This window comes from Pseudoalteromonas sp. SG41-1 (assembly GCF_014164575.1).
In the GTDB taxonomy this organism is placed as follows: domain Bacteria; phylum Pseudomonadota; class Gammaproteobacteria; order Enterobacterales; family Alteromonadaceae; genus Pseudoalteromonas; species Pseudoalteromonas rhizosphaerae.
The window spans coordinates 1-12,101 of record NZ_JACJFL010000007.1 but is presented as its reverse complement, the minus strand read 5'-3'; the positions used below and the strand labels follow the sequence as shown (position 1 = coordinate 12,101).

Sequence of the window (12,101 nt, the reverse complement as noted above, 5' to 3'; positions counted from 1 at the left end):
CTAAATAGGGATCTGGTATATTTATTTAGGTGAATTTAAATAAAAATAATTATTAAAAATAAGGTTGTCCTGTGGTGTATAGACGCCCACCATCACGCTTTGGTGTAAATTCGTTGAGTATGAAGCTTTCGCTGTTAATTTCGGCAATTTGTTTAATTGCTGGGATCTGTGCGGCGGTGTTGATGCTAAAATCAGAAGAAAAACAATTGGTATTTGAAGAACATGAAGTTCTCAAGCATTCCAGCGAACGTCTGATCCGTCAGTTTAATACTCTGGTGAAAACCAAAATTAATATTGCGGAGCAAGCGAATAACGTCGTCTCTAGCCAATTATTCTATAATTCCTCGCAATTGCTCAGTAGCCAAAGTGCGCAGCTCAGCTTTGACCCCGATGGCAGTATTCGCAGCGCCTCTGATGATGGTTTATCTGCGGCTTTTATGCCACAAGATAAGTACTCACCTTTTTATAAAAAACTCATTAATGATTCTGAATCGTTATGGAAAATCGTAGCGCCTACCTTGATCCAAGATTTCTTTAACTTTTATTTAATCACCAAAGATAATTTTATCCGTATTGCGCCACCTAATTGGGCTCTGAATGTTCCAGGCTCTCATCAGTTTATTGATAATCAAAGTTTTAATTACGCTAAAGAAGCGCTTAATCCAACCCGTTCGGCTGTGTGGTCTAAAGTTTACTACGATAAAATTTGGCATAAATGGGTGGTGAGTTTACTGGTGCCAGTTTATCTTGAAAATGAATTTTTAGGTGTTACTGGCAGCGATTTAGCACTCGATACGCTTATTTCGCAATTACCGATCGGTGATAAGGAGCAGCACTTATTTGTTTTTGATAGCCAAGGGCAATTACTTGCTCATCCTGATCTGAATAAAAATCTTTACGAAACCTACGGTAAAGCAGGCAAACCATTACGTACTCATGATTTTGTTAATGGCGATCTACAAGAGCTGATCAATCAGACTATCAAAATGCATTTACCAGAATACGCAGACTCTTTTGTACAAGATGGTGAAACGCACATCATTAATATTCGTAAAGTTGATAATTTAGACTGGTATATTGGTATTTACAAAAAACGTTCATCAGCACTTTCAGCGCTTGAAGAGCTAAAGGTGAAGTTTTTTGGATTGTTTATTTTATATGCCATTTTAGTCGCACTGTTATTACATCAAGCACTTTACCAACTCGTTTTACGCCGTATTCATTCTTTAGTTTATGCGGTAACCAGTTTTGGCAAAGGGCACTTACAAATTGAATTTCCAAAAGAAAACAAAGATGAAATTGGTACTTTAAATGGTTCTTTTCGCGATATGGCGATTGAAATTCGTAAGCTTATTGATGGTCTGAATCAGCGTATTACAGAAAAAGAAATTGCCGAAAAAGCCGCTAACCGATTATCTAAAGCAGTTGCTTTCTCAGGCACGGGCGTAGTGATCACCGATCAAAACTTCGTGATTGAATACGTCAATCCAAAAATGTTAGAAATGACTGGGTTTGAAGAAAACCATTTTATGCAGTCACCGCTATTAAGCATTATCGCCAAAGAAATGGCTATTTTGGTTGATGACATTGATATCGATTTACGCAGCCGAAATTATTGGCGTGGCGATACTTTGATCCAAGGTTTAGATAAAAAGCCAATCTGGGTATCGCTCAGTATCTCACCAATTCGCGAAGACGGTGGCAGCATCACCAGTTATGTTGCCTCAGCACAAGATATTTCGTTTGTTAAAGAAAGCCAGCGAAAAATGGAGCAATTGGCTTATTTCGACACCTTAACAGGGCTGGCTAACCGTACTTTCTTTAGAATGCAATTACGTAAGTCAATGGCGCTTGCAGAGCGTGGCCATTATGCGTTTGCTTTATTCTATTTTGATTTAGATGAGTTTAAGCGTATTAACGACACACTTGGTCATGATGCCGGTGATCAGCTATTAGTTGAAGTTGCTAACCGTTTGAAAAAACGACTGCGTGCGGAAGATACAATTGCCCGTTTAGGTGGCGATGAGTTTGCAGTTTTACTTAGTGGTATTGAGCGTCAAGAGCATGCAATGGATGTCGCTAACACTATTCAAAAAACATTGAATGTGCCAATTATGCTTGGCAATAACGAGGTCATTATTAGTGCTAGTATTGGCATCACAATGGCGCCATACGATAGCCAAGAAGAAGACCAGTTATTAAAACACGCTGATTTAGCTATGTATGAGGCCAAAGCAAAAGGGCGCAATACTTATCACTTTTATAGTCAAGAACTTGATGCCGCTGCGAATGAGCGGCTGTTTATTGAAAATGAACTGCGCTTAGCAATCAAAGCTCGGCAATTTGTGATTTTTTATCAACCACAAGTTGATAGTCGCACGCAGCATGTGGTCGGTTATGAAGCCTTGATCCGCTGGTTCCACCCAACTGAAGGGATGATCCCGCCTACCAAGTTTATCCCAATAGCTGAGGCAACAGGTTTAATAGTTGAGTTAGGTGCTTGGGTGCTACAAGAAGCGTGTGAGTTTGCAGCAAGATTAGCAGCGCAAGGGCGAGAAAATAATATTTCGATTAACCTCTCTGCTCGTCAGTTTAAAGATGCTAAGTTAGTGCCGTTGTTGGCATCGATTATTAAGAAAACCAAGGTGCCGGCTAAGCAGTTACACCTGGAATTAACCGAAAGCATGCTAATGGGGAATGTGGAAGCGGCAATTTCGCAATTACATCAGTTAAAAGCGCTTGGGGTGTCAATATCGATAGATGACTTTGGCACGGGTTATTCGTCATTGAGCTACTTAAAACGTTTTCCGGTTGATATTTTAAAAGTTGATCGCTCGTTTGTTAAAGATATACCGGATGATCCAAATGACATGGAGATCACTGCGGCAATTATAGCGATGGCACAAAAGCTAAAATTGAATGTGGTAGCCGAAGGCGTTGAGACTATAGAGCAAGTGGAGTTTTTACAAAACAATAACTGCTTTATAGTGCAAGGTTATTACTACAGCCCGCCTATAGCAGAGCAAGATTTGCCAAAGCTATTTGCAAAGCTTGATGATTGAGTTAAACACATGTTTAATCTAACTCAAGTTAGTTAAAATACCAAAAGGCACCATTTAGGTGCCTTTTTGCATTAACCTATCGCGGGGATTAAACCTGCCATCTGCAGCCCTTGGGCGCTGATAATAAGCACGCCGCAAAGCGCCGCTACTGCCAGACCAAAATTACCACCACGCACTGTATAGCCGCCTTTATCGCTGCTACGCTGCTTATAAACCATTGCTACGGGTAAAAACACTGCTAGTACGACTAAAGCGATAGCTGCATAGCCAAGCGCCATAATAAAACCTTGTGGGTAAAACAATGCAAATCCTAATGGCGGGATAAAAGTAATGAGGGCTGTTTTTATCCGATCTTTATTACCATCTCCTTTTTTAAAGGCATCAGCAAAGAAATCAAATAATCCTAGGCTCACCCCTAAAAATGATGTTGCCAGTGCTAAGTCTGCAAATAGGTTAACTGCAGTGGCAACAGCTGCGTTATTAGCGATACTGGCAATACTTGCCACAAAGCCTGGTAAGCCAGAGCTTTTTAGTAATTCAGCTTGACTCATCATACCTTGGCTGATCAACTGCCAAAAAATGTAAATAACCAGCGGCAAAGCTGCTCCGGCGATCATGACACGGCGTAAGGTTTTAATATCTAAACCAACATATTTAACGATCGATGGGATCGAACCATGAAAACCAAAAGAGGTAAATACTACCGGAATAGCTGATAAAATAAGGCCTTGTTCAATGGGCATTTCGAGTAAATGTTGGCCATGAACATACGGGGTTAACATATAAAATAAGCTCGCCAGTACCACAATTTTGATGCTAAATAACACTCGGTTTAGCTTATCGACCTTACTGGTGCCTAAGGTAACAACTGTGCCTATTACAATCGCTAGAATGATTGAACCTACTTGCGGAGCAATATCGAGGCTAAAGCCGTTATTTATTTTTTCTTGTAGTTGCGCACCACCACCTGCAATGTAAGCTGAGCAAAGCGCATAGAATAAAAACATCACCGAAAAATTAGCCAGATATTGGCCGCGTTTACCTAGCCATGATTTTGCTAACGTATTTAGCGTGGCATCGCGATCAGCATGTTGATGTAATTCGAGCATTAATAATGCGGTATAAGTCATTAACGCCCATATTGAAATAATTAATGCTAATGCGGTTGTAAAGCCAAGTCCCGCAGAAGCGATTGGTAGCGCCAACATCCCTGCGCCGATAGTGGTACCTGCAACAATTAACATGCTGCCTATTGTTTTATTTTTAAGCACTTTTTGCCCCTAAAACATCGTGAGAGGCAGGCAAGATATAACTAGTTGGCACAAACTTAAATAGTTTTGTTACAAATCAAAGAAATTAAATGTAACTTATGATTTACAAGCCATCATTGTGAAGTCAGTTTTTGGTATAAAAACCACTCTAGCAGTTGACTTATTAACCAGTTCTGCTATTTCTATAAATTCAATTTATTATTAAGAATACTATTTATATGCAACAAGTTAACCGAGCCCTAACCATGCGCCCATGGCTGAATCTATCAGTTGTGCGCCCATTGCTGCGCTGCGGTTAAGTTGTTTTTTACTAACCGCGATTTCAAAGCGGTTAGTGCTGTATCTCCTTCCTCTTTGTTATCGCCACTTTGCTAAAAGGATCCGCTTGTGAGCGTTAAAGCATCATATTTTTTAATGGTCTTAATTTGGTCAACAACGCCTTTGGGAATTGTTTGGAGCAGTGAGTCTGTTACACCAACGCTCGCGGTATTGTTACGGATGTCGATAGGATTAGTGCTGGCTGCATTAGTTGTGGCGATTGCTAATATTCGTGTCCCTTGGCACCGTCGTGCGTGTTTTTTGTATGGTTATTCGAGTATCGGCATATATGGTGGCATGCTGTTGAGTTATATGGCAGCTAAAACAGTTCCATCAGGGCTGATATCATTAATGTTTGGTCTGGCACCAATTTTATCTGGTTTATTAGCACAGCGATTACTCAACGAGCCAAAATTCAGCGTTGTTAAACTAATTGCGTTAGCATTTGCGCTATTGGGGTTATTTTTGGTAAGTGAAAAACACATGCAAGGCTCATTGATGCAAATGCAGGGTTTAGCTTACGTATTTATGGCTGTGTGCTTTTTTAGTTTAAGTGGGGTGATGATCAAGCGAATAAAAATTGCTATTCATCCAATGGCGACCACATTTGGTGCATTAGTATTTGTTACGCCCTTATTTTTTATTACTTGGTGGTTGTTCGATGGTGAGCTCAATACGAGTACGTGGACAGTAAAATCACTGTGGTCAATTGTGTATTTGGGCGTGTTTGGCTCATTGGTTGGTTCGCTTGCTTATTTTCATGTGTTACAAAAATTACCAGCTAGTACCGTGGCGCTAACCACCTTGATCACACCAAGCTTTGCGATTGGCTTAGGGGGCTGGTTAAATAATGAAGCAATTGATCAACAATTACTTATTGGTGCTGCCATCATATTACTGAGCTTAGCGGTGTTTCAGTTTGGTGATGGTTGGTTGAAAAAAAGAGCCACGTTTAAAAAGCTTAACCCTTAACAACAGTCGTCATGTAGCTAAAAGGCATTACTTCTTTTAGCTACATTTTCTCAATTTGTATCACTAAGCGGCGGTTTTTATCGCGGCCCAAAATATTATCGTTAGTCGCTACGTGACGTTTTTCACCAAAGCCTTGCGTTTCAACTTTAGTTTCATCAATTCCTAGGCTCACCATATATTCTTTGATCGCTTGAGCTCGTTTTTTAGACAGCTCTAAGTTGTTCCAACGACCACCGTAGCTATCTGTGTATGAGTCAATCGAAATAGCCGCAATCGTCGTATCGTACTTTAAATACTCAGCAATTTTATCTAAACGTTGTTTTGATGATTTAGTAAGTTTACTGGTATTTGGTTGATAATTCATAATCGTGAAGGAAATATCTTCAAAGCTGTATGGCAGTAATTCATCGCGGCATTGTAAAAATGCCCAATAGGCTTGTTTAAAATTAATGTTCGATAAGCCAACGGCAATTTTATCGGCACTATTTTGCCAGTCTTGGTAATAAAAAGTAGGTTGGTAGCCTTTTTCAAGCTCGGTCAACATTTCCCATGCCGTTTTGTTACCCAGTTCGCCGTCAAATTTTCGTAGTAATTTCATGTCAGCAATATCACGTGCTGGTAAACCTGCTCGCCAGATTGGCGGGACTGCTTTTAAACCAGCAATACTGTAATTGTCAGGACGGACAACCATATCCAAGTTAAATAGCAGGTCTTTATTTTTGCTCGCGGTAGCGCTGAAAATAGCTTCGCCATAATATGGAACTTCATGATTTAATTGGCATTGTAAGCGAGTTGTTTTTACAACTTCCCATTGTGAGTTATCTGCCGTGGCTGTGTACTGGCGCATTGCAGCGCTGGCCGTATCTGAAAGGCATGCAGTTGCAATGCTTAGACTGATAAACAGCATTGAAAGCTTCATTACGGGATCTCCAACAATTTATTACGCCAATATCTTGGCAAAAGCTGCATTTACAGAGGCTAACAGTCATCAAGGTGTCGTTAGCTAGCTCTAGTTCTAGTTAAGTAAAGCAAGTTATATGCCTAAATGTAAGTGTTAATTTAATCTGTAAAGCGCTAGCCTAGCCACTATGATTTTTGACATAATAGCCAGCTTACTCTGGCAAACCAAGAATACTATGGCAAATACTGAACAAACTCTTTTCGCAAAACGCTTTCGTGGCTTTTTCCCGGTGGTTATTGATGTTGAAACTGCAGGCTTTAATAAAGTAACCGATGCACTGTTAGAAATTGCGGTGTCAGTATTAAAAATGGATGATGAAGGCCTACTCAGTATTGATCATACTGTGCATTTTCATGTTGAGCCATTTGAAGGCGCAAACATTGAACAAGCCGCTATTGATTTTAATGGTATTGATCCTTTCTCGCCATTACGTGGCGCAGTATCTGAAGAGGAAGCGATCAAAGAAATTTGTAAAGTGGTACGTAAAGCTCAAAAAGCTGCGGGTTGTCAACGTTCAGTCATAGTGGCTCATAATGCGGCGTTCGACCATGGTTTTTTAAATGCAGCAATAGAACGTAATAATATTAAGCGTACGCCATTTCATCCGTTTGTTAGTTTTGACACAACCTCATTAGCGGGTTTGGCACTTGGTCAAACGGTACTTGCTAAAGCATGTCGTGCAGCTGGCATTGAATTTGACAACAAACAGGCTCATTCAGCATTATATGACACCGAACGTACGGCAGAGCTATATTGTTTGATAGTTAATCGTTGGCAACAGCTGGGTGGCTGGCCTTTAGCTGCAGAAGTGCCGGAAGATGCAGAGCAAGCTGGTGACAACGAAGACTCAGCCGTTAAAACGACTGAGTAATTTTACCTTCGCTCATTTTAACTAAGTGGGGCGGATAAATACGCGAAAAGTGTTTTGAATCTTTTGCGATTTTTAGCTCCACACCGGGATGCATTAACTCATTAATTTTTAAACGGCTAGTAGCTAAAAGCTGTGCTATTTTTTGTTTTACTAGATGTTTTTTACGTTTGGTGTTGGCAATACGAATATTAATTTGTTGCTCGCTGGCACTAATTTTGTCTAAAAATAATTGTCGTTTTGCTGGTGCTGGAATTTTAACTGCTTTTTTACGTGCTTGCTTTAATGCTGCGGATTTAGTGGCTAACAGTTTTTCAAAATCGGCAATTTGCAATTGTTTTTGTCTCAAGTCATGCCAATACTGCGCGATGAAAACTCGGGTTTTTGTGCCCGATGGGGCACCTAGCTCTCCGGTTTCAATTCGCATGGCATCTAAAATATTGCCGCCAATAATTTTACCGCGCGGATTATTTGCTTTACCAACGCGGATCAACCGCCGAGCACTCAAGTCACAATGTAATGCTTGTCGTTCAATAAAGAGATCTTGTTCGCTATGAATATGGCAATACTGGGCATAGCCAATTGAAATAGTCCGAGCGGCTTTAATTTTGCAAGTAAACGCTTCGTCATTTTCACGCTTACGACCAATTGCACCGAGCATAATTGTGACCGCACTGGCACTTTCGATCTGGCCTGATTCAACAAATCCCAATACCGTGATATCACCACTGGCACGCACGTGCATACCATCTTTTATATCGCCACTGATAATTACGCTGCCGTCAAAATCAACATGACCGGTGCCAATATCAACATTATCAAAACACAACACGTCATCAACGCGCATGCCACGCGGGAGGGCGACAGGCACACCTTTACAATCTGCAATCAGTACATTGGGATTAGTTGGATCGAGTTTAGTGCCTTCAAATGGTTGTAATGGTAGATCTTTACCTGGTATGGCGGGCAGCACATCACCAAATACCGTATAACCATCTTCCCCAGGAGTTGCAGCAACACGCTGCATTAGAGGAGTGCCCGGTTTTACAGTGATGATCGCGCCTAAATTGCGCATATCGACCTTACCACCTTCTTTTGCTTGTGGACTCAATACACGATCTTGTGCTGTAGCGCACAAACGTACAAATTTAGCGTCGCTGCCTTCTTTTGGTCTACGACCATGAGCAACAATCGCTCTATAGGAAACACCCGCAGGCTTGTCAAATTGCTGACCTAAAAAATTGTCCAGTGCACGAGTGCTAATGCCATGTAATACGCCAGCATCAACGAGTGCTTCGCGAGCCTTGTCAATCGACATTAAGGCCCCACCTTTAGCAGTGGTTAATGTGGCTTCAGCGACCATATTTTTTTCATCAACCTGAATGAATATCGACGCATCGAGTGCACGAGCAACAATTAAAGAATCATCCTGATAGTTTTTGCTCGGTGAGAATAACTTACCAATATTTGCACTGACTATATCGAAATCAGCGAACGGGGACTGTTCGATTAACTCAATAAGTTGCGCGCTAGTCACTGGGAAACCACTATTTTTAGGGTGCTCAAGCAGTGACACAAAACCCGTTACAGGGTTATGTATAAACAACGACATTTATCGATTTCCTATGTAATATGCCTGTTTTTATTATTTTTATTTAGATGCTTTAATTTACATGCTGCTCGACTAAACCGTTTTTGGGTATTTTCAAACTAACACGCTGCTGAGCATAACCCCTAAGCAATGTTAAGTAAATGTTATTTTATTGTTTGGTGCAATGAAGAGGATTAACATATATTTGCATATTTAATCAGCAACGCCATAGCAATATAAAATAAAGCATAAAAGGGCCTTGAGTATCAGCGCGTTACTCGGTTATACTGGCTGCACGCTCTGAATGAGTTTACTAATTCAGGGGCTGATTAGGATTCGACGGAATTCAAGAAGCCCAAGGTGCATGTCGAGGTGCGGTTTGCCTCGTTAAAAAGCCGCAATTTAAAGTAATCGCAAACGACGATAACTACTCTCTAGCAGCTTAGGCTGGCTAGCGCTCCTTCCATGTATTCTTGTGGACTGGATTTTGGAGTGTCACCCTAACACCTGATCGCGACGGAAACCCTGGCCGGGGTTGAAGCGCTAAAACTAAGCGGCCTCGCCTTTACTTACCGTGTTTGTCCGGGACTTAAAGGTTAATTAAATGACAATACTAAACATGTAGTACCGACGGTCGAGGCTTTTCGGACGGGGGTTCAAATCCCCCCAGCTCCACCAATATCGGTTTTTAAATTCGTTGATTTAAAAACCCTAAAAAACCCAGCAATTTGAGCAATCAGGTTGGTGGGTTTTTTTATGGATTTCATTTATATAAAACAGCGGGTTTTCTGTACAAATAAAGTTTTAAAATGCTATTTTAATAACCACAGGTCAATTAACTACCTAAGTAATGAATATAAATAATGCCTAAATACACACCGCCTTTTACCCTCAGCAACAAAATACTGACTCTAGTTGCGCAAATCAGTGAGCAAATAGGAAGGTTAACCATACAACAAGAGCAAGAGAAACTGCTGCGGTTGCGTAAAGTTAATCGTATGCGCACTGTACAGGGGTCACTGGCAATTGAAGGCAGCACCTTAACACAACAGCAAATTACCGCGATACTCGATGGCAAACGGATAATTGCACCACCTAAAGAAGTACAAGAAGCACATAATGCAATCAGTACCTACGATGCACTTGCAAAATGGCAACCAGCAAATAGTAAACACCTACTAGCAGCACATCAGTTGATGATGAAAGGTTTAGTTAAAGATGCGGGTATGTATCGTCAAGAAGGCGTAGGGGTGATGTCCGGTGAGCAAGTTGTACACATGGCACCGCAAGCTGAGCGCGTACCAAAACTAATGGCAGATTTACTGCAATGGCTAAAACACAGTGATGTGCACCCACTCATTGCTAGTTGTGTATTTCATTATGAACTTGAGTTTATTCACCCGTTCTCTGATGGTAACGGGCGAATGGGGCGTTTATGGCAAACACTAATTTTGTCTAAGTGGCATGAGGTGTTTGTGAATATTCCTGTAGAAAGCATGGTGTATCAACATCAAGATAATTACTATTTAGCGATTCGCCAAAGTACTCACCAAACCGATAGCGCTCCTTTTATAGAGTTTATGCTGCAGATGATTTATGACGCAATCTTAGAAGCGAATAACACTCCATTAAATGACGGTTTAAATGACGGTTTAAATGACGGTTTAAAACTCACAGCTCTAGACAAGGAAGTTATTAAGCTAATAACTAACAATACGCATATTACACATATGCAATTGTCAGATGAGCTTGGTAAATCAGTAAGAACAATTGAAAGGCGCATTAAAATTCTAAAAGAAGCAGGGTTGATTAAACGAATTGGCGCTAAAAAAACGGGGTATTGGCAAGTTCATGATTCTCTAAAGTAGATGTTAAGCGTGGCGATAGCTACCGCATCACCTTTATTAATATCAAGGGGAAAAAGAACCGCACAGTACCAATTAGTGAAAAGTTGTTTAATGAGATTCCCCAAAAGTCAGGGCCACTATTTGCTGATTGTCGAAAGGGCGGTAAATAAAACTGATATTAATTTACCAAAGGGGCAGTGTAGCCATGTTTTACGACATACTTTCGCAAGTCATTTTATGATGAACAGGGGAATATTTTAGTGTTACAACAGATGCTTAGGCATGCAAAGATTGAGCAAACAATGTTTTACGCGCACTTTGCACCTAGTCATTTAGAAGACGCTATTAAGTTAGGGCCGAAAATATTTTAAAACTGTCATCAGTAGGTTAGTTATAATAATTATTATTTTTTAGGCATTAATTTATGAGCAAAGCTAATAACTCAATTGGGATATTAAAATAAACGATGACATCGATGATGAAGCACCTTTGTCATCAGCATTTGAAGAAAACTACGAATTAATAAAGTTAAACTGTGAGCCAGAACTGAAAAGTCAAATTGATAGAGACGGCTCGCAAGGAATTAACAGGGTAAGTTTGGGCATCTAATTGGGGGGTTAGGCAACTTCATTTATATTTAAACCAAATTTCCTTATTAAAGAGATATGTTTTTTTAGCCCTTTAAACGTAGCATTTTCGTCAGTATTTGACCAATAACCACCTCGAACATTCTTCCACCCAAACTTTTGCATTAGGGTGAGTGTAATTCGGTTTTCTTCGACTTCTGCTTGTTTCCAGTCTGTAAACGTGCTGTCCCATTGTTTGATAATTTCTGTGGGAGGAAACAGCTTAGTCCATGCGGACCCCTTACCTTTAAAATACGCTTTTCGGGGTCTATAGATTGCCCAACGTAGAGTTTAGAGTTTTGCAACTTTAAAACGTATAAATATATATTTGTGCCACGATTAGTGTCCATAATTCGCTCCCAGTCTAACACACAATGGTCGGAATGGCTTTTTGCGTTATTTGCCAAACCATGACAATGAAACATTGTCGTAGTTAAATAATTATAGCTTGATTATTTAACAGGGCAAGAGCATGAAAAAAATCTATGATTTCAATATCTTTTCAAGGTAATCTGTACTGCGCATAGCTTTTTTCTGTTTTGCGGGCATGCCTTTATTAAAGCTTGTTTCTGCTTTTAGCTGATT

7 protein-coding genes, 1 other RNA gene and 1 pseudogene are annotated in these 12,101 nt (G+C 40.3%); 6 read left to right on the top strand and 3 right to left on the bottom strand.

Annotated features, from left to right (window positions below; all coding sequences use genetic code 11):
• Window positions 1-71: 71 nt before the first annotated feature.
• Window positions 72-3,062, top strand: a complete 2,991-nt coding sequence (locus H5203_RS06635; protein WP_145237174.1) for an EAL domain-containing protein — start codon at window positions 72-74, stop codon at window positions 3,060-3,062.
• A gap of 71 nt (window positions 3,063-3,133) precedes the next feature.
• Here the strand turns inward: H5203_RS06635 and H5203_RS06630 are convergent, their stop codons facing one another.
• Window positions 3,134-4,333, bottom strand: a complete 1,200-nt coding sequence (locus H5203_RS06630) for an aromatic amino acid transport family protein (RefSeq protein ID WP_145237171.1) — start codon at window positions 4,331-4,333, stop codon at window positions 3,134-3,136.
• Window positions 4,334-4,720: 387 nt separating this feature from the next.
• Here H5203_RS06630 and H5203_RS06625 point away from each other — a divergent pair, with 387 nt between their 5' ends.
• Window positions 4,721-5,623, top strand: coding sequence for a DMT family transporter (locus tag H5203_RS06625; protein WP_145237168.1), 903 nt, complete (start codon window positions 4,721-4,723; stop codon window positions 5,621-5,623).
• Window positions 5,624-5,663: 40 nt separating this feature from the next.
• Here H5203_RS06625 and H5203_RS06620 read toward each other — a convergent pair whose 3' ends face one another.
• Entirely contained in the window at window positions 5,664-6,542 is an 879-nt protein-coding gene (locus tag H5203_RS06620; protein ID WP_145237165.1) for an OmpA family protein, read from the bottom strand.
• A 217-nt stretch (window positions 6,543-6,759) separates the two neighbouring features.
• Between H5203_RS06620 and rnt the strand changes: the two genes are divergently transcribed.
• Complete coding sequence (gene rnt, locus H5203_RS06615) at window positions 6,760-7,455, top strand: ribonuclease T (protein ID WP_145237162.1); 696 nt, start codon at window positions 6,760-6,762, stop codon at window positions 7,453-7,455.
• On the opposite strand, the gene H5203_RS06610 is transcribed toward rnt, so the two are convergent.
• Entirely contained in the window at window positions 7,439-9,064 is a 1,626-nt protein-coding gene (locus H5203_RS06610) for a DUF342 domain-containing protein (RefSeq protein ID WP_145237159.1), read from the bottom strand. The two genes, rnt and H5203_RS06610, sit on opposite strands and share 17 nt — an antisense overlap.
• A gap of 300 nt (window positions 9,065-9,364) precedes the next feature.
• On the opposite strand from H5203_RS06610, the gene ssrA reads away from it, so the two are divergent.
• The 3 genes and pseudogenes from ssrA to H5203_RS22815 all read left to right on the top strand — a co-directional run.
• Window positions 9,365-9,721: a transfer-messenger RNA gene (gene ssrA / locus H5203_RS06605) on the top strand.
• Window positions 9,722-9,906: 185 nt separating this feature from the next.
• Window positions 9,907-10,911, top strand: a complete 1,005-nt coding sequence (locus tag H5203_RS06600) for a Fic family protein (protein ID WP_145237156.1) — start codon at window positions 9,907-9,909, stop codon at window positions 10,909-10,911.
• 20 nt (window positions 10,912-10,931) lie between these two features.
• Window positions 10,932-11,261, top strand: a pseudogene (locus tag H5203_RS22815) (tyrosine-type recombinase/integrase); the annotation flags it as partial.
• Window positions 11,262-12,101 lie beyond the last annotated feature (840 nt).